Raw genomic sequence first — 18,042 nt, 5'->3', positions numbered from 1 at the left:
GCCCACACCCCCGGCACCACCCACACCACCGACACGGCCGACACGGCCGACACGGCCGACACGGCCGACACGGCCGACACGGCCGACACGGCCACCGCAGCCAACACCGCCACTGCCACTGCCACTGCCACCACGGCCCCTCACCAGGCCAGTTGGGCGATCTCCTCCACCACCACCGCGCACGCGTCCGCCGCCGGGTCGATGAGCGGGAAGTGCCCCACGTCCTCCAGGAGCGTCACCCCCACCATCTCCCCGGCCTTGGCCGCCGCCTCCGCGTACGACTCCGCGACCGCCTGCGGCACGTCGAGGTCCGTGCGGCCCTGGACGAGGGTCGTGGCGACACCCGTGGGCAGCAGCAGCGCCGGGTCCGCGTACGGCTGCCGCTCGGCGAAGTGCTCGTCGCCGCCAAGGAGTTGCCGTACGGCCCCGCCGCACACGTCCAGCTTGTCGGCGATCGCGAGGTCCACGATCGGGGCGAGGGCGACCACACCGCGCAGGGCCGCCGCGTTGTCGCCGCGCCAGGGCGAACCGGCCGGCAGGACGTGCCGGGCCGCCCCCCACAGCGCGAGATGCCCGCCCGCCGAGTGACCGGTGAGGACCGTACGGCGCGGGTCGGCCCCCGGCAGCAACTCCCGTACCAGGCCCGGGAGGGCGTCCAGCGCGGCGGCGACGTCGTCGAAGGTGTCGGGCCAGCGGCCCGCGACGGAGTCGTCGTCACCACCGCGCCGGTACTCGGCGCTGGCCACGGCGAACCCGCGACGGGCGAGGAAGTCCGCGAACGGGCTGATGTGACGCCGGTCGTACGGGGCCCGCCAGGCACCGCCGTGCAGCACGAGGACGACCGGGGCGGGCCCGCCCGGGCCGCCCTGCCCGCGCGGGGCATAGAAGTCGATCACCTGGTCGGGGTGGTCGCCGTAGGCGGCGGTGGCGTCGGGGGCGACGGGCGCGTGGGAGAAGACCGACTTCTCCTCGGCGGCGGCCCGTGCTGCTGCGACGTCGTCCGTCATGCTCCAACCTCTCAGCGCTCAAACGTCTGTGGCGGACCAGGCGGGGAGGGGCCGGCCATTGGCCGGGACGGTACCAGGGCGCGCGACATGCGCGGACACGGGGATGTCACGCTGGGTTACCCCAGGCGGAGGGCGGAACGAACGACAGCCGCGTGACGTCGTGACACCGTGACCCCGTGACGTCGTGACCACAATGAACTCAATCTTCAATGATCACACAACCGAGACAGGATATCTCAGGAATCGCACACTCATGGCTCCGGATCGGCCCAAGCGAAAGAGATGAGCCATGAGAACACGACGAGCCGCACTTGTCGGAGCTCTTGCTGCCGCATCCATGATCGCGGTCAGCGCCTGTGGCGCCACCGCCGACAAAGAGGAGTCCGGGAGCGGAGGCGGGGGCTCGAAGCCCGTGACCGGCCTCCGCTTCATGGTCCCCAACACCCCGGGCAGCGGGTACGACCTCACCGCCCGCACCGTCTCCCAGGTGATGCAGGACACCAAGGCCGCCTCCGGTGTCCAGGTGTTCAACCTGCCCGGCGCCAGCGGCACGGTCGGCCTGCAGCGCCTGGTGAACGACAAGGGCAACGGCAAGATGGCCATGCAGATGGGCCTCGGCGTCGTCGGAGCCTCGTACACCCAGAAGTCCAAGGTGACGCTCACCGACACCACACCGCTCGCCAGGCTGATCGAGGAGGCCGGCGCGATCGTCGTGCCGAAGGACTCCCCGTACAAGACGATCGACGACCTCGTCACCGCCTGGAAGAAGAACCCCAAGAAGCTCGCGGTGGGCGGCGGCTCCTCGCCGGGCGGCCCCGACCACCTGCTCCCGATGCAGCTGGCCAAGGCGGTCGGCATCAAGCCGGCCGACGTCAACTACGTCTCGTACGACGGCGGCGGCGAGCTGCTTCCCGCCCTGCTCGGCAACAAGATCGCCTTCGGGGCGAGCGGCTTCGGCGAGTTCCTCGACCAGGTCGAGGCGGGCCAGGTGCGGGTGCTCGCGGTCAGCAGCGAGAAGCCGGTCGACGCGCTGAAGGACGCGCCCACCCTCAAGGACTCCGGCATCGACCTGGTCTTCACCAACTGGCGTGGAATCGTCGCCCCTCCGGGCATCACCGACGAGCAGAAGCAGACCTGGGTCGACGCGCTGACCACGATGCACGACTCCGACGAGTGGAAGACGCAGCTGAAGAAGAACGGCTGGGTCGACGCGTTCCAGACCGGTGACGAGTTCGGCAACTACCTGACCGAGCAGGACAAGGCGGTCGCCGACCTGCTGGCAGAGCTCGGGCTGGCATGAGTCCCCAGGCGAAGGAACGGACCGTGGAGGACTCCCGTCCGTCCCGGGAGGGCGGGGACCGCGCACAGTACGGCGTGTGCGCGTTCCTCGCCCTGCTGGGCGCCGCCGTGATCGTGGACGCCTTCGGCATCCCGCACGTCACCAGCGGCATCGACCCGGTCGGGCCGCGCGCGGTGCCCCTGATTCTGGGCGGCCTGCTCATCCTGCTCGCGGTGCTGTACGCCGTCGACGTGGCCCGGGGCGGCCGCGGTGAGCCGGAGGCCGGTGAGGACGTCGACCTGTCCCAGGGGAGCGACTGGCGCACCGTGCTGCTGCTGATCGGCGTGTTCCTGGCGAACGCGCTGCTCATCGAGCGGCTCGGCTGGGTGATCAGCGGCGCCCTGCTGTTCTGGGGCACGGCGTTCGCCCTCGGTAACCGTCACTACATCCGCAACCTCCTGATCGCGGTGACGCTGTCCCTGACGACGTTCTACGCGTTCGCGATCGGCCTCGGCGTGAACCTCCCCGCCGGTGTCCTGCAAGGAATCCTGTGAGGCCTGGGCGATGGACAATCTGAACAACCTCATGCAGGGCTTCGCGGACGTCATGGCCCCGATGAACCTGCTGCTCGCCCTGACCGGCGTCCTCATCGGCACCGCGGTGGGCGTCCTGCCGGGCATCGGCCCGGCGATGACGGTGGCCCTGCTGCTGCCGGTGACGTACGGCATGGAGCCGGTGCAGGCGTTCATCATGTTCGCCGGCATCTTCTACGGCGGCATGTACGGCGGTTCGACGACGTCGATCCTGCTGAACACCCCCGGCGAGTCCTCGTCCGTGGTCACCGCGATCGAGGGCAACAGGATGGCGAAGGCGGGCCGGGCGGCCCAGGCCCTCGCCACGGCGGCGATCGGCTCCTTCGTGGCGGGCACGATCGGCACCCTGCTGCTGGTCCTGGTCACACCGTTCGTGGTGGACTTCGCGGTCAGCCTGGGCGCGCCCGACTACTTCGCGCTGATGCTGCTGGCGTTCATCGCGGTGACGTCCGTGCTGGGGTCCTCCCGCATCAGAGGCTTCGTCTCCCTGGCGCTGGGCCTGACGATCGGCCTGGTCGGCATCGACTCGGTGTCCGGCCAGCAGCGCCTGACCCTGGGCGTCCCGCAGCTGGCCGACGGCATCGACGTCGTCGTGGTGGCGGTCGGCATCTTCGCCGTCGGCGAGGCGCTATGGGTGGCCGCGCATCTGCGGCGCAAGCCGGCCGAGGTGATCCCGGTCGGGCGCCCGTGGATGGGCAAGAAGGACTGGCGGCGCTCCTGGAAGCCCTGGCTGCGCGGCACGGCGTTCGGCTTCCCGTTCGGCGCGCTGCCGGCCGGTGGCGCCGAGATCCCGACCTTCCTGTCGTACGCCACGGAGAAGCGGCTGACCAAGCACCCCGAGGAGTTCGGCAAGGGCGCCATCGAGGGCGTGGCGGGTCCGGAGGCGGCGAACAACGCGTCGGCGGCGGGCACGCTGGTCCCGATGCTGGCGATCGGCCTGCCCACGAACGCCACGGCGGCGGTCATGCTGGCGGCCTTCCAGTCGTACGGGATCCAGCCCGGCCCCCTCCTCTTCGAACGGGAGGCGAGCCTGGTGTGGGTCCTGATCGCGAGCCTGTTCATCGGCAACCTGCTGCTCCTGCTGCTGAACCTCCCGCTGGCCCCGGCCTGGGCGAAGCTGCTGCAGATCCCGCGCCCGTACCTCTACGCGGGCATCCTGTTCTTCGCCTCGATGGGTGCCTACGCCGTCAACGCCCAGCCCCTGGACCTGTTCCTCCTCCTCACCCTGGGCCTTCTCGGCTTCTGCATGCGCCGCTTCGGGCTGCCGGTCCTGCCGCTGATCGTCGGCGTGATCCTGGGCCCCCGCGCGGAACTGCAGGGCCGGCGCTCCCTGCAGCTCTCCGGCGGTGAGCTGTCGGGCCTGCTGGGCGGCCCGGTGTCGTACACCGTCTACGCGGTGATCGCGCTGGTCCTGGCGTGGCCGCTGATCGGCCGGTTCGTCGTACGTCCCCTGCGCGCGCGAAGCGCCGCCTGAGACATCTGGAGATCGAGATGACCATCCTGGTCGGCTACGTCCCCTCGCCCGAGGGCCAGGCGGCTCTGCGCGCGGCGATCGACGAGGCCCGTCGGCGCGACGAGAAGCTGCTGGTGGTGAACACCACCCGGGGTGACGCGTATGTGGACCCGCGCTTCGCCCACGAGCCCGACCTGACCCACGTACGCGAGGATCTCGCGGCCCTGGGCGTCGACTTCGACATCCGCCAGGTCCTCGGCGCCCGTGACGCCGCCGAGGAGATCATCGACCTGGCGGAGCAGACGGACGCGTCCCTGGTCGTGATCGGGCTCCGGCGCCGCAGCGCGGTCGGCAAGCTGATCATGGGTTCGGCGGCCCAGCAGATCCTCCTGGGCGTGGGCTGCCCGGTCCTGGCCGTGAAGGCGGAGGGATGACGGTGGTGCTGCGTACCTTCGGCTGGTCGTTCGCCGTCACGGCGGGCGGCCTCGCCTTCGCCGCGTGGCAGTGGGGCTGGGAGGCCTTCGGGATCGTCCTGATCCTCTCCATCCTGGAGATCTCGCTGTCCTTCGACAACGCGGTCGTCAACGCCGGGATCCTGAAGAAGATGAACGCCTTCTGGCAGAGGTTCTTCCTCACCATCGGCATCCTGATCGCGGTGTTCGGCATGCGGCTGGTCTTCCCGGTCCTGATCGTCGCCGTCAGCGCCGAGGTCGGCCCCGTCGAGGCGGTCCAGCTCGCCCTCGACGAACCCGGGCGCTACGAGGACCTGGTCACCGACGCCCACCCGGCGATCGCGGCGTTCGGCGGCATGTTCCTGCTGATGATCTTCCTGGACTTCATCTTCGAGGACCGCGACATCAAGTGGCTCGCCTGGCTGGAGCGCCCGCTGGCCCGGCTCGGCAAGATCGACATGCTGTCGGTCTGTGTCGCGCTCATCGTCCTGCTCGCCACGGCGATGACCTTCGCCACCCACGCCCACGTCAGCACCGGCCACGCGGACAAGTCCGCCACCGTGCTGCTCTCCGGCGTCGCCGGTCTCATCACCTACCTCGTGGTCGGCGGCCTCTCCGGCTACTTCGAGAGCAGGCTCGAAGACGAGGAGGAGCAGGAGCACGAGGCGCAGGAGAAGGCCAGGACCGAAGGCCGGCCGGTCTCGGCGGTCGCCCTCGCCGGCAAGGCCGCGTTCTTCCTCTTCCTGTACCTGGAGGTCCTGGACGCGTCGTTCTCCTTCGACGGTGTGATCGGCGCCTTCGCCATCACCAACCACATCTTCTGGATGGCGCTGGGCCTCGGCATCGGCGCGATGTACGTCCGCTCCCTCACCGTCTACCTGGTCCGCCAGGGCACCCTCGACGACTACGTCTACCTGGAGCACGGCGCCCACTACGCCATCGGTGCCCTCGCCACGATCCTGCTGATCACCATCCAGCACCAGATCAGCGAGATCATCACCGGCCTGATCGGCGTCGTCCTGATCGCCGCGTCCTTCCTCGCCTCCGTCCGCCGCAACAAGGCGCTCGCCACCTCCGAGGCGGGCGAGGCCGAGCCGGACGAGAAGGCCGAGGTGCCGTCCAGGGCGTGACCGGGACGTCCTCACGCACCGTGGGAACGCGACCGCCGGACCGCGCGGGCGCGTTCCCACGTGCCGTTGGCCGCTGAACCGGCTCCCGGCAGCAGGAGGGAGTTTCCCGGCACCGCGAACCCGGTTCCGGCACGGCCGACCAGCCCGGTCACCGGGCTCGCCCGCGCCGATCAGCCCGGTCACCGGGCTCGCCGGTTCCTCGAGGGAGGCCGCCCGGCGGGGACAAGGACTCCGGAACGAACGAACGGCCCCCGCGGTGGCAGGGGCACGTTCGCCGTGCGTCACGTGTCACTCACGCCAGCGTCTCCGCCAGCACCCGCGCCGCCCGCTCCACGTCGGCGAAGCCCACGTACAGCGGCGTGAAGCCGAAGCGCAGCACGTCCGGCGCCCGGAAGTCGCCGACCACACTCCGCTCGATGAGCCGTTTCATCACGTCACCGGCCCCGTCACAGCGCAGGGCGATCTGGCTGCCCCGCTCCGCGTGCGGCACCGGCGTCAGGCACTCGACCCGGCCCTCGGGCACGTACTCGGGCACATACTCGGGCACATACTCGGCCACACAGTCCAGGAAGAAGTCCGTCAGCGCGAGCGACTTGGTCCGCACCGCCTCGATCCGCACCCCCTCCCACACTTCCAGAGCCGCCTCCAGGGCGAGCATGGAGAGGATGTCCGGCGTACCGACCCGGCCGCGCAGGGCACCGGGGGCCGGTTCGTACCCGCTCCGCATCCCGAACGGCTCGGCGTGGGAGTTCCAGCCGGGCAGGGGCGAGTCGAAGCGGTCCTGCAGTTCCCGGCGCACGTACAGGTATGCCGGTGAACCCGGCCCGCCGTTCAGGTACTTGTACGTGCAGCCGACCGCGAGGTCCACGCCGTGCTCGTCCAGCCCCACCGGGAGCGCGCCCGCGCTGTGGCACAGGTCCCAGACGACGTACGCGCCCGCCCCGTGCACGGCGTCCGTGAGCGCCGGCAGGTCGTGCAGCCGGCCGGTGCGGTAGTCGACGTGGTTGAGGAGGACGGCGGCGGTACGGTCGCCGAGCGCGCCCGGCACGTCCGCCGGTGCCACGGGCCGCAGCGCGCAGCCGGTCATCCGGGCGGCGGACTCGGCGATGTACCCGTCGGTCGGGAAGGTCGTGGCGTCGACGACGATCTCGTCCCGCTCGGGATCACGCAGCTGCGCGAGCCGCACAGCCCCGACAACCGCCTTGAAAACGTTGACACTCGTCGAGTCGCCCACCACGATCTGCCCGGGTGCCGCCCCGACCAGCGGGGCGATGCGGTCACCGATCCGCTCGGGCGCCGTCCACCAGCCGCTCTCCTCCCAGGAGCGGATGCGCAGCTCGCCCCACTGGCAGCGGACGACGTCCTCCACCCGCCCGGGGACGACCGCCGGCAGCGCGCCGAGCGAGTTGCCGTCGAGGTAGACCACGTCGTTCAGGACGAACCCGGCACGCAGGCCGGCCAGTTCGTCCGCGGCGTCCAGCTTCTCCGCGCGCACGGTCAGCTCAGACATAGGACCGCGCCGTCCACAGCTCGGGGAACACGTTCTTCTGCGCGCGCTTCTCCAGCCAGGCCACCCCGGCGGAACCGCCGGTGCCGGTCTTGGCGCCCATGGCGCGGCGGGTGGCGACCAGGTGGTCGTTGCGCCAGCGCCACACCAGCTCGGCGACATCGCTCAGCGCCTCACCCAGCCGGGCGATCTCGTGCTGCTCGTCACCCGAGTAGACGGCCGTCCAGGCCGCCTCCACCTCCGGCGACGGCTCGTAGCGCTGCGAGACGTCGCGCCGCAGCACGGCCTCGGGGATGGCGTACCCGCGCCGCGCGAGCAGCCGCACGACCTCGTCGTACAGGCTCGGCTCGTGCAGCGCCTTCTCCAGCTCGGCGTGCACGCGCGGCGCGCCCCGGTGCGGGACGAGCATGGACGCGGACTTGTCACCGAGCAGGAACTCCATCCGCCGGTACATCGCCGACTGGAAGCCGGAGCCCTCGCCGAGGGCGCTCCGGTACGAGTTGAACTGGGCCGGCGTGAGCTGGGCCAGGGGCTTCCAGGAGGCGTTGAGCGCCTCCAGTTCCCGTACGGACCTCTTGAGCGCGGCGGTGGCGGCCGGGATGTCGTCGCCCCTCAGCGCGCGGGCCGCCGTCTCCCACTCGTGGACGATGACGGTGAACCACAGCTCCATCACCTGGGTCGTCACCAGGAAGACCATCTCTCCGGGGTCGTCGGAGAGGGTGTGCTGGAGGTGGGTGAGCACGTCCGCCTTGACGTAGTCCTCGTACGGCGTCGTGCCCTGGAAGTCGAGATGCGGGGTCTCGGGCTCGTGAGCCTCGTGGGACATCGCTGTCTCCTGCAGATTACTCCGGGTAGCGGTCCGCCCCTGCCGATGCCGGCACGGGGGCCCCGGTCCCCACCGGCATCCTCCGCAATCGTCTCCCGAAACCGCAAGGCCCGCCCGCTCGGCGGACGGGCCTCACGCACACGGACCGCCGCGCCAAGCGCCGCTGTCCATGACGGAGGCGATTCGAGGGCGCCAGCGAGTCGAGGAGGTTTCCAGGCTCCCCCTCAGCTTGGCGTTTAACGTGGGCGGGCTTGGTGTTCCTTGATCGACTCGGCGCGTTTGACTGTCTTGCCGACATCGTGGTGCCTGGCTCGGTGTCTGTTCTTCGAGCCTGGAAGCCGTCCGGGACCTGGCCGGGGGCCGTCGTCTCGTAGGAGGGCGTCTTCGGCGGCGAGCATCTTCGGCAGAGACCGGCCATGAACGAACGGCGCCGGGTCCCCAGCCACAACGGGGATCCGGCGCCCTCGTGTCACCGCAGCACCGGCTCGATATCCGCCGGATCGAAGATCGGCCCGTTGGACGCGGGCTTGATGATGACCGCGCGAAAGACCTTGAGGACCGCGGCGCGCTGCTGTTCGATCGCCAGGTTCTCCCACCGGCCCCGTATGTCGATGGGGCCGGCCGCGAAGGTCGCGGCCTCGGCCCGGTGCAGGGCTCGCTCCCGGTGCAGTTCCGCGATCTGCCGCTCCAGATCCTCGGTGAGCGCGATGTAGCGAGCGGCCGACATGCGCTTCTCCTGCCACGCCTGCTTGAAATCGGCCATATCCCGTTCCAGGGAAGCCAGTTGCTCCTCCTTGGTCCACTCCGGCGCGCGCTCACGGACGTTCGCCAGCGCCTTGTCCGAGCTGAGGAACACGGCGTTCCTGATAAGACGGTCGACCGGCTCGCCGGCCCGGGCCACTCCCCCGCATCCACCGTCGTTCCTACCGGGGCACGCGTACTTGAACTGCGACGACGTCTTCGACTTCCGGTACGACGGGAAGGCCCGCATCTTCGTACCGCACCGCCCGCACCGAGCGATGCCGGAGAGCAGGTACTTGGTGGCGTTGTCCCGTGGGACACGTCCCTCCGACTCCCGCTTGACCTTCTCCGTCAGCAGGTACCAGTCGTCAGGGGCGATGATCGGCTCCCAGTCACCGACGACGGGAGCACCACTCTCGTCCAGGAACAGCTCCCCCTGGTGCATCCGGTAGCCACAGATCCGCGGATTCATCAGCATCCGCTTGATCTTGGAGTCGTCGAAGAAGCCTCCGCTGTGCGACCTGATCCCCTTGTCCCGCCATTCACGCGCGATGGACGCCCAACGGATACCACCCAGGAAGTCCTTCACTGCCTTGCGAAGGTTCTCGGCCTCTTCCGGCACCAGCGTCCTGCGATCCTCGCGGTTCCATCCGTACGGCGCCCGACCACCAGGGAGCTTGCCCTTCGCCGCCAGTTCCAGGTGCTTGCGCTTCGTCCGCTTCGACGTGTCCGCCGAGGACTTGTTGGCGATGGTGACCTTGATCCGCGCGATGAACCGACCGTTCTCCGTGGACAGGTCGATGTCCGAGGCCGATACGGAGTCGAAGACGAGGTGGCGCTTCCGGCGCTCGGCATCCTCGTACTCGTCGATCCATGCCTCCAGTTCACGCGGCTGACGCGTGAAGCGGTCGATGTCCCAGGCGACGACCCCATCGATCCGCCCGGCCTTGAGGTCTTCCAGCATCTGCCGGAACTCGGGCCGTACCGTCTTGCGCTTGTACGCGGAGAGGTCGTTGTCCTCGTAGACCTTGGCCACCTCCCACCCCCGGGCAGCACAGTGCAGTCGGCAGTCCTCCTCCTGCCGTGCGACGCCCAGCCCCTCGGCCTCGTCGTCCTTGCTGATCCGGGTGTAGATGCCCACCTGAATTGCCCCGGAGGACCCCCGTCGTGCCGCCATGCGCTGGATCGTCGCATATCGCGATCAGGTACATCAAGCGCCCTTCTCATATCCATCCGGTCCACGGCCGATAATCCGCAGAGGCGTCCCGGAGGCTCATCCACAAGTGGCAGACTGCTTGCATGACGACGCACAAGAACCTGCTCGGTGGCCCGGACCCGACGTACCTGCCGGAGAACGAAGAGGCATACCGCCTACTGGGCGAGGAGTCCCGGCCCCCGGCCGAGGTCGCGGCGAAGCACCCTACGTTCTCGCTCGCCTGGGCCATGCTCGCTGACGACGCCTTCGAGGCGGGGCGGGTCGTGGAGTCGTACGCCTACGCGCGGACCGGCTATCACCGCGGTCTGGACTCGCTGCGCCGGGCCGGGTGGAAGGGGCACGGCCCCATCCCTTGGGACCACCGGGCCAATCGCGGGTTCCTGCGCTGCCTCGCGGCCCTCGCCCGTGCTGCCGGCGCGATCGACGAGAAGGAAGAAACGGAGCGTTGCTGGCAGTTCCTCAAGGACAGCAGCGCCGAGGCGTACGCCGAACTGCAGCGGTAGTCACCGCAGTTGAGACGTCTGTGCCGCCGTCACTCAGGCAGCGACGGCGGCACGGAGTGCAAAAAAACGGGACCGGGCCGTGGCCCTTCCAGCCGCTGCGACGCAGCGCGTCCAGGCCGCGGTGGTAGCCCGTACGGGCGTACGTGTACGACTCGACGATCGAGCCCCGCTCGTACGCCTCGTCGGCGAGCTGCGCCCAGGCGAGCGAGGAGGTGGGGTGCGCACCGGCGACATCGACGGACGCGGCACCCGAGGCGAGCATTTCCCGCGGCCCGGGGTCGTCGGGGAGGTGGGTCGGGGGCGGGCCCCCGAGAAGGTTCTCGTGAATGGACAGGGCTCAGGTCTCCTCCATCCGGGCCCCCGGGCCCCCGGGCCCCCGGCCCGGGGCGCGGGGCGCGGCTCCGCCGGCCCGGCGTCCGGCGGCCCGCCGGAGGGCCTCGGCACGGTCCCGCAGACGACGGCCCCGCCCCGCCCAGGCCGCTGCCTCCTGCCGCGGGCCACCGCCGGCCGGGGTGACCATGCGCCTGCGCGGCCGGGTGCGCGGGCCTTCCCGCCGCGGGCGCGGACGTCGCGATCCACTCCGCGCCGGAAGGCCCCCACCCCGGGCGTGAAGCTGAACGCCTCGGCCCTCTCGGCCTCCTCGGCCCTCTCGGCCGCCTGGGTACCCGCCGCCGTACCGAACACCGCCGCGCCCGCCGCCGCCAGCGCCACCACACAACGCCATGCCTTCGCCATCTGGTACACCCCTCTCCTCCGGTCTCCTCGGGACGCACCCATGCTCACCGGCGGCTCTCTTCGGGATGTCTCGGCCGGCTCTGCGCCGCCGGTCAGGCCGGCGCGGTGGTGAGGGCTACGGGCCGCAGCGGCCGTGGGTCGAGGACGCGTGAGCCGGGCGCGGCCACCGCGGACAGTTCCTCGGCCGCCGCGGACAGTTCCTCGGCCGCCGAGGGCCGGACCGAGGCGGCCAGGCGGGCGGACGCCGACGGGATCTACTCCCGTGACGTGCAGAAGGCGCTGATGATCGCCATCCAGTACGAGCTGGGGATCGCCACGCCCAACGGCAACTTCGGCCCCGCCACCCAGGACGGCCTGCGGACCAAGAACCTCGGCGTGGGCTCCTCCGGCCTGTGGGTCGAGCTGTTCTCGGCCGCCTGCGTGTTCAACTCGCCCGTACAAGGCGAACCCCCAGAAGTACCTGAGAGCCGCCAAGGCCCGCGCGGCGGCCCGCGACTGAACGAAGGGACCCGGTCGTCAGTGGACGCCCTCACGGCACTCGCCGCCAGCGCTTCGCCCCTGCTCGTCCTGGCGGTGCTCGCCGTGAGCGTCTGGAAGACGGCTCGCGGACTGCGCACCGGCGGGTGGCGACGCCCCCGCTGGTGGGTCTTTCCCGCGGTCGTCCTGACCGCCGTCGGCTTCGTCACCTGGTTCGTCGGGATCTTCTCCGGCGGTCTCGACGTCGCGGAGACCTGCGCGGAGCGCGGCTACCGCTACGACGACGCCTACCGGTCCGAGCACTGGCGCGAGCCGTCGAGCTGGTTCCCGCTGCACAACAAGTGCAACGCCGAGCACGACCTGGTCCCCGCCCTCGTCAATCCCACTCTCGTCGCTGTCGTCGTACTGCTCCTCGGCTGTGTCGCGGGGGCCGTCGCGGCAGCGGTCATCGGAAGGAAGAAGAAGCGTGAGACACGAGTTTGACCGGCGCAGTCTCCTCCTGGCCGGTGCCGCTCTCGGCGCCGGCACGGCTGCGTGTGGCCCGTATGATCCACGGCTGGATGTCGGGCCCCGGCAACGAGGGCGCGGGCACCGTCGACGCCTTCGCCCCCGCACGCCGCCGCCGCGCCCGGCAGTTCGCCCAGCGCGCCGCGTAGACCACGTGGAAGGGCACGGAAAGAGCCCGGTACCCCTTGAGGTACCGGGCTCACCGGGAGCTCCCCGACGGGAGGGCTACTTGATCTTCGTGCCCGAGGACCGCAGGTTGCCGCAGGCCTCGACGACGCGCGCGGACATGGAGGCCTCGGCCAGCTTGCCCCAGGTGCGCGGGTCGTAGGTCTTCTTGTTGCCGACCTCGCCGTCGACCTTCAGGACACCGTCGTAGTTGCGGAACATGTGGTCCGCGACCGGGCGCGTGAAGGCGTACTGCGTGTCCGTGTCGATGTTCATCTTCACGACGCCGTTCTCCAGAGCGGTGCGGATCTCCTCCTCCGTGGAGCCGGAGCCGCCGTGGAAGACGAAGTCGAAGGGGCCAGGAGAAGCAGTCTTGCCGAACTTGGCGGCGACACCCTCGTTCAGCTCCTTCAGCAGCTCGGGACGCAGGACGACGTTGCCCGGCTTGTACACGCCGTGCACGTTGCCGAAGGACGCGGCGAGCAGGTAGCGGCCCTTCTCGCCCAGGCCCAGGGCCTCGGCGGTGCGGATCGCGTCGTCGACCGTCGTGTAGAGGGAGTCGTTGATCTCGTGGGTGACGCCGTCCTCCTCGCCACCGGTCGGGGTGATCTCCACCTCGAGGATGATCTTCGCGGCGCGGGCCTGCTCCAGCAGCTCCTGCGCGATGGAGAGGTTGTCGGCGAGGGTCTCGGCGGAGCCGTCCCACATGTGCGACTGGAACAGCGGGTTCAGGCCGGCCTCGACGCGCTTCTGGGACAGTGCCAGCAGCGGACGTACGTAGCCGTCGAGCTTGTCCTTCGGGCAGTGGTCGGTGTGCAGCGCGATGTTCACCGGGTACTTCTCGGCGACGATGTGCGCGAACTCGGCCAGGGCGACCGCGCCGGTCACCATGTCCTTGCTGTACTGGCCGCCGAGGAACTCGGCGCCACCCGTGGAGATCTGGACGATGCCGTCGCTCTCGGCCTCGGCGAAACCGCGCAGGGCCGCGTGCAGGGTCTGGGTGGAGGTCACGTTGATGGCCGGGTAGGCGAACTTTCCTGCCTTCGCCCGGTCCAGCATCTCGTTGTAGACCTCGGGAGTTGCGATGGGCATGCGTCCGCTCCTTGTATCTGCGGGTTGACGTACTGCTTGTCTACGGCCCTGACCTAGACCTTGGGGTGCGACGTCATCGTCGGCCCCATCTTTCCAGACTTGGCCGGAAGGTCCAGGCCACCGTCCACGCCCTGGTCAGGTCCCGGTCAGTCGAGGCCCAGCTCGTCCTTCGAGAAGGCGAAGAGGTACGGCACCCCGGCCCCCTCCTGGATCTTCTCGGCGGCGCCGGTCGCCCGGTCGACGATGGTCGCGACGGCGACGACCTCGGCCCCGGCCTCGCGCACGGCCTCGACGGCGGTGAGCGGGGAGCCGCCGGTGGTGGAGGTGTCCTCGACGACCAGCACGCGGCGGCCGGCGATGTCCGGGCCCTCGACGCGCCGCTGCAGCCCGTGCGCCTTGGCGGCCTTGCGCACGACGAACGCGTCCAGGCGCTTCCCGCGCGCGGCGGCCGCGTGCAGCATGGCGGCGGCGACCGGGTCGGCGCCCATGGTCAGACCGCCGACCGCGTCGAACTCCAGCCCCGCGGTCAGGTCCAGCAGCACCTGCCCGACCAGCGGCGCGGCCTCGCCGTCGAGGGTGACGCGGCGGAGGTCGACGTAGTAGTCGGCCTCGAGACCCGACGACAGGGTCACCTTGCCGTGCACCACGGCCTTGTCCTTGATCTGCTGCAGCAGCGCGCCGCGTGTGTCCGTCATGGCGCCCAGCTTAGAGGCGGCGCCAGCTCCAGGTGGTGGTGGCCTCCAGCGGCTCCAGGGGCGTGACCAGGCGCGGCAGGGTGTTGAGCCCGTTGGGCGGCCCGGTCTGCGGCTCCACGCACACGGCCGCCTCCTGCTCGTCGTAGACGACCACCCACTCCTGGCGGCTGGCCACCTTCAGCTCCAGCTGCCCGGGCCAGGTCAGGGTCACATCGACGCCGCCGGGCATGCCGAAGCAGTCGTCCCAGGGGCCGGGCTTCGGGTCGAGGCGGTTGCCGGTGGGCAGGTGGTCGTCGCCGCGTTCCTCCTGCCAGGCGGGGGCGAAGCCGAGGCGTACGTTCTCGCCGCCGAGGTTCCGGTTGAACCAGGGGTGCCAGCCGATCTGGGCCGGGAAGGACGACTCGTACGTCTCCACGGACATGGTCAGGGTCAGGGTGTCCTCGCTGAGGGCGACGACCTGGGTGACACGGGCCGGGTGGGGCCAGGGGTCGACGAGCTCGTAGGTGAGGACGGCCTCGTCCGTGCTCGTGCGGGCGGTGCGCCAGGCGCCGTCGCGGGCGGTGCCGTGGATGGCGTGGGGCGGGGCGTTGAGGGGCATCTGCCGCACGGCGGCGCCGTCGAGGAACCGGCCGTCCCGGATCCGTCCGCACCACGGCACCATCGGGAAGCAGCCGAACCGCTCGCCCTGCCGCAGCAGCTCCACGCCGCCGATCCGCAGCCCTCCGACCCGGCCGCCGTTCCCCGGCTGCACGGTCGCCTCCGCGTCACCCGCGGTCAGCGTGATCTCTTCGTCACTCACGGGGACGACCCTACTGGGGTGATCAAGGGAGGCTCACGGGTCGCCCGCGGCGGACACCGCGGACCACGGCGGGTACGGGCGGCCGGTCGCGCCTCAGCGGCGTCTGCGCAGGGCCCGGACCGCGACGACGGCCGAGGCCACGGCCAGGGCCGCGGCCGGGGCCGCCCAGCGCAGGGGGCCCGCGGGTGTCACGGTCTGCGGTGCGGGCACGGGGGCGTACCGGCCGCGCGGCGGGGCGTGATCCACCTCCTCGGCGCTGCGCCCGATCATGGTCCGCCGCGCGTGTGCCGCCTCGGCGATGTCCTCCTCGTCGTCCTCCTCCGGGGGTTTGGGTGAGGAGGGCGGGACCTCGGCCGGGGGTTCGGGTGAGGCGGCCGGGACTTCGGCGCCGAAGACGGTCCGGGGCTCCTCGGTGAGACCGGGCTCGGAAGTGTCGTCGCCGGCCGCGGGAGCCGGGGTCTCCTCATCAGGCCCGTGGGAAGAGCCCTCGGCCTTCTCCCCGGCACCGGCCGCCGCGCCCTCCTGCCGCGCCGGGCCGGACGCAGCGGCCTTGCCCGCGGCGCCGGAACCCTGGGCCCGCTCCTCCGCACCAGCCGCCGGGGTTTCCCCCGCTGCACCGGAACCCCCGTCCCGCTCCTCGCCCCCGGACGCGTCGGCCGCCTCGGCCAGGTGCTCCGCGAAACGGTTCAGCAGCCGGGTGACGGCACCTTCCACCGCGTCCGCCGGGAGGTCCTTGATCCGTCCGTCCGCGGCGGCCGTGCCGTCGAACACCACGGTGCAGCCCTCCTCCGCCTCCCGCAGGGCGATCCGCAGCGCGAGCCTGACCGCGCCGCTGCCGCGCGCCTCCTCGGCCGCGCCCTCGGCCGCGTACGACCCGTCGTCCCGACGGGACAGCCGTACGGCACCGCGATAGGTGACGGAGTGATTGCCTACCCGGATCTTCAGCCGCCCGGTGACGGGCTCGGCGCCCGCGTCCTGCTGGAGCCCGGGAACCGCCCGGGCGACCCTCGCGGGGTCGTCCAGCACCTCCCTGAGCCGCTCGGCCGGAACCGGAACGAACACCTCGTGCTCCATGTCGACGGACTCTACCCAGGACAGCCCGCATCGCACCCCCGCCTGAGGGATTCACCCCCGATCCACCCCCACCAGGCGTACCCTCCGGGCCCGCCTGCCAGGCCCCTGTTCTCTCAGTAGCGCGGATGCACCAGCGTCGACGCCGGCAACTCCCCGGCCGCCCGTGTCTTCCGCACCATCCGCGCCCCCGCCTCCAGTGACGCCTCCGTCAGGGCCGTCGGCCGCGGACCGTACGGGTCGAGCCGCAGCCGCGGTGGAGTGCGGCCGGCCAGGACGAACCCCCAGTCCCGGGGCGCGTCGGTGCGGTCGCCGGGGGCGCTGTCTGGGCCGGCGGCGTGACCGGCGTCGCGGCCGCCCGTGCCGTACGGGGCGGTGCTCAAGCCCGCCGCGCGCAGCGTCGCCTCCACCGTCCAGTACACCCGCGCGCCGGAAGCGACCGGCCCGGCGTGCACCACGAGCCGGCCGCCGGGCGCCAGGACGCGCCGCGCGAGGCCGTAGAACTCCTGCGAGTACAGCTTCGTACTGGCCGTGATGCCCGGGTCCGGCAGGTCGGAGACGACGACGTCGTACGTGGCGGGGGGCGCTCCACGCAGCCAGTTGAAGGCGTCCTGGATGGTCACGTGCAGGCGCGGGTCGCCGAACGCGTGCTGGTTCAGCGCGGACAGCCCCGGGTCGGTGCGGGCCAGCCGGACCACCTCCGCGTCGAGTTCGACGACGTCCACCCGGTCGACTCCCCGGTGCCGCAGCACCTCCCGGGCCGCCAGGCCGTCCCCGCCGCCGAGGATCAGCACGCGCGTGTGCGGCCCCGTCATGGCGGGGTGGACCAGGGCCTCGTGGTAGCGCCGTTCGTCCCGCCCGCTGACCCGCAGCCGCCCGTCGAGGTACAGGTCCAGGGGCCGGCCCGGCGTGCCCCCGGTGAGGACCACTTCCTGCACCCCGCTCCGCAGCGCCACGCGGACGTCCCCGCCGTACACCGCCTGCCGTGCGGCCCGTTCGAAGTCGTCGACGAGGGCGGTGGCCGAGGCGAGGATCCCGAGGACGACGGCGTTGACGAGCAGCAGCAGCCATCTGGCCCGCCGGCTCAGGTCCCGCCGGAACAGCCCGAGCACCAGCGCACAGCCGACGACCGCGTTGACCGCGCCGGTGATCAGCGCGCCGGTCAACTGACCGAGGAGCGGCAGCAGGAGGAAGGGGAAGGCGAGGCCGCCGACGAGCGCGCCGACGTAGTCCGCGGCGAACAGGTCGGCCACCGCGCCGCCCGCGTCCTGGCGGCGGATCCGCTGGATCAGCTCCATCAGCAGCGGGACCTCGGCCCCGATGAGCAGCCCGGTCACGAGGGAGAAGGCGACCAGCACGCAGCGCGGCCCCTCGGCCCACATCCCGCCCCAGTCACCGGTCCAGGCGAACACGGCGTACAGGGCCATCGCACTGCACCCGCCGACGAGCGCGAGCACGGCCTCGACGGCGCCGAATCCGGCCGCGGCGAGCCCGCGCAGCCGCTTCGCGGCGAGGGAGCCGATGCCCATCGCGAAGACCATGACGGACAGCACGACGGACGCCTGGGTGACGGAGTCGCCCATCAAGTACGAGGCCAGCGCGACGAGTTCCAGTTCGTACACGAGTCCGCAGGCCGCGCAGACGAACACGCCCGTGAGGACGAGGAACCGTCCGGTGCCGGGCCTGACGGGCAGTCGCGCCGGGCCGCCGGGGACGCCCGGGGCGCTCCGGGGCGGCGGGGGACCGGGCGGGGCGGGCGCGTGCGGCTCGATCACGCTGCGACGTTACGTCACG

16 protein-coding genes and 2 pseudogenes are annotated in these 18,042 nt (G+C 71.4%); 8 read left to right on the top strand and 10 right to left on the bottom strand.

Annotation, left to right across the window (positions count from 1 at the left end):
• Nucleotides 1-140: 140 nt before the first annotated feature.
• Nucleotides 141-1,007, bottom strand: coding sequence for an alpha/beta hydrolase (locus ACZ5TL_RS02850; protein WP_468586921.1), 867 nt, complete (start codon nucleotides 1,005-1,007; stop codon nucleotides 141-143).
• A gap of 289 nt (nucleotides 1,008-1,296) precedes the next feature.
• On the opposite strand from ACZ5TL_RS02850, the gene ACZ5TL_RS02845 reads away from it, so the two are divergent.
• The 5 genes from ACZ5TL_RS02845 to ACZ5TL_RS02825 are packed head-to-tail and all read left to right on the top strand — an operon-like array spanning nucleotide 1,297 to nucleotide 5,914.
• A complete protein-coding gene (locus ACZ5TL_RS02845) occupies nucleotides 1,297-2,307 on the top strand; it encodes a Bug family tripartite tricarboxylate transporter substrate binding protein (RefSeq protein WP_468586919.1) in 1,011 nt (336 codons plus the stop codon).
• Nucleotides 2,304-2,840: a tripartite tricarboxylate transporter TctB family protein gene (locus ACZ5TL_RS02840; protein WP_468586917.1), complete on the top strand. Its 537-nt coding sequence runs from the start codon at nucleotides 2,304-2,306 to the stop codon at nucleotides 2,838-2,840. Before ACZ5TL_RS02845 ends, ACZ5TL_RS02840 begins: the two co-directional genes overlap by 4 nt.
• A gap of 10 nt (nucleotides 2,841-2,850) precedes the next feature.
• Nucleotides 2,851-4,353, top strand: a complete 1,503-nt coding sequence (locus tag ACZ5TL_RS02835) for a tripartite tricarboxylate transporter permease (RefSeq protein WP_468586915.1) — start codon at nucleotides 2,851-2,853, stop codon at nucleotides 4,351-4,353.
• Nucleotides 4,354-4,370: 17 nt separating this feature from the next.
• Nucleotides 4,371-4,766 (top strand): universal stress protein, encoded by a 396-nt coding sequence (locus ACZ5TL_RS02830; protein WP_283968120.1) that lies wholly within the window; start codon nucleotides 4,371-4,373, stop codon nucleotides 4,764-4,766.
• A gap of 2 nt (nucleotides 4,767-4,768) precedes the next feature.
• Complete coding sequence (locus ACZ5TL_RS02825) at nucleotides 4,769-5,914, top strand: DUF475 domain-containing protein (RefSeq protein ID WP_468587092.1); 1,146 nt, start codon at nucleotides 4,769-4,771, stop codon at nucleotides 5,912-5,914.
• A 292-nt stretch (nucleotides 5,915-6,206) separates the two neighbouring features.
• Here the strand turns inward: ACZ5TL_RS02825 and kynU are convergent, their stop codons facing one another.
• The 3 genes from kynU to ACZ5TL_RS02810 form a co-directional block, all read right to left on the bottom strand.
• Nucleotides 6,207-7,424: a kynureninase gene (gene kynU, locus ACZ5TL_RS02820; RefSeq protein WP_468586913.1), complete on the bottom strand. Its 1,218-nt coding sequence runs from the start codon at nucleotides 7,422-7,424 to the stop codon at nucleotides 6,207-6,209.
• Nucleotides 7,417-8,247 carry a tryptophan 2,3-dioxygenase family protein gene (locus ACZ5TL_RS02815; protein ID WP_468586911.1) on the bottom strand — a complete coding sequence of 277 codons (831 nt, stop codon included), beginning with the start codon at nucleotides 8,245-8,247 and terminating at the stop codon, nucleotides 7,417-7,419. Before ACZ5TL_RS02815 ends, kynU begins: the two co-directional genes overlap by 8 nt.
• 469 nt (nucleotides 8,248-8,716) lie before the next feature.
• Nucleotides 8,717-10,165 carry a recombinase family protein gene (locus tag ACZ5TL_RS02810; protein WP_468586909.1) on the bottom strand — a complete coding sequence of 483 codons (1,449 nt, stop codon included), beginning with the start codon at nucleotides 10,163-10,165 and terminating at the stop codon, nucleotides 8,717-8,719.
• Nucleotides 10,166-10,287: 122 nt separating this feature from the next.
• Between ACZ5TL_RS02810 and ACZ5TL_RS02805 the strand changes: the two genes are divergently transcribed.
• A complete protein-coding gene (locus ACZ5TL_RS02805) occupies nucleotides 10,288-10,707 on the top strand; it encodes a DUF3151 domain-containing protein (protein WP_468586907.1) in 420 nt (139 codons plus the stop codon).
• 46 nt (nucleotides 10,708-10,753) lie between these two features.
• On the opposite strand, the pseudogene ACZ5TL_RS02800 reads toward ACZ5TL_RS02805, so the two are convergent.
• Nucleotides 10,754-11,041: pseudogene (locus ACZ5TL_RS02800) on the bottom strand (DUF3151 domain-containing protein); the annotation flags it as partial.
• A 647-nt stretch (nucleotides 11,042-11,688) separates the two neighbouring features.
• Here ACZ5TL_RS02800 and ACZ5TL_RS02795 point away from each other — a divergent pair.
• Nucleotides 11,689-11,880 (top strand): annotated as a pseudogene (locus ACZ5TL_RS02795) (hypothetical protein); the annotation flags it as partial.
• A gap of 518 nt (nucleotides 11,881-12,398) precedes the next feature.
• Nucleotides 12,399-12,575 (top strand): hypothetical protein, encoded by a 177-nt coding sequence (locus ACZ5TL_RS02790; RefSeq protein WP_468586905.1) that lies wholly within the window; start codon nucleotides 12,399-12,401, stop codon nucleotides 12,573-12,575.
• Between the two features lie 76 nt (nucleotides 12,576-12,651).
• On the opposite strand, the gene fbaA is transcribed toward ACZ5TL_RS02790, so the two are convergent.
• The 5 genes from fbaA to ACZ5TL_RS02765 all read right to left on the bottom strand — a co-directional run bounded on the left by fbaA (nucleotide 12,652) and on the right by ACZ5TL_RS02765 (nucleotide 18,023).
• Entirely contained in the window at nucleotides 12,652-13,683 is a 1,032-nt protein-coding gene (fbaA, locus tag ACZ5TL_RS02785) for a class II fructose-bisphosphate aldolase (RefSeq protein ID WP_468586903.1), read from the bottom strand.
• A 146-nt stretch (nucleotides 13,684-13,829) separates the two neighbouring features.
• The gene (gene pyrE / locus ACZ5TL_RS02780) at nucleotides 13,830-14,378 is read right to left on the bottom strand and encodes an orotate phosphoribosyltransferase (RefSeq protein WP_468586901.1); all 549 of its coding nucleotides are present in this window, start codon (nucleotides 14,376-14,378) and stop codon (nucleotides 13,830-13,832) included.
• A 10-nt stretch (nucleotides 14,379-14,388) separates the two neighbouring features.
• Nucleotides 14,389-15,177 carry an aldose epimerase family protein gene (locus ACZ5TL_RS02775; RefSeq protein WP_468586899.1) on the bottom strand — a complete coding sequence of 263 codons (789 nt, stop codon included), beginning with the start codon at nucleotides 15,175-15,177 and terminating at the stop codon, nucleotides 14,389-14,391.
• Nucleotides 15,178-15,270: 93 nt separating this feature from the next.
• Nucleotides 15,271-16,251: an SRPBCC domain-containing protein gene (locus tag ACZ5TL_RS02770; protein ID WP_468586897.1), complete on the bottom strand. Its 981-nt coding sequence runs from the start codon at nucleotides 16,249-16,251 to the stop codon at nucleotides 15,271-15,273.
• A gap of 113 nt (nucleotides 16,252-16,364) precedes the next feature.
• The gene (locus ACZ5TL_RS02765; protein WP_468586895.1) at nucleotides 16,365-18,023 is read right to left on the bottom strand and encodes a polyamine aminopropyltransferase; all 1,659 of its coding nucleotides are present in this window, start codon (nucleotides 18,021-18,023) and stop codon (nucleotides 16,365-16,367) included.
• Between the last annotated feature and the right edge of the window lie 19 nt (nucleotides 18,024-18,042).

The organism is Streptomyces sp. NPDC033136 (assembly GCF_055578235.1).
The sequence above is the reverse complement of the archived record's forward strand: the minus strand, read 5'-3'. Positions and strand labels throughout refer to the sequence as shown.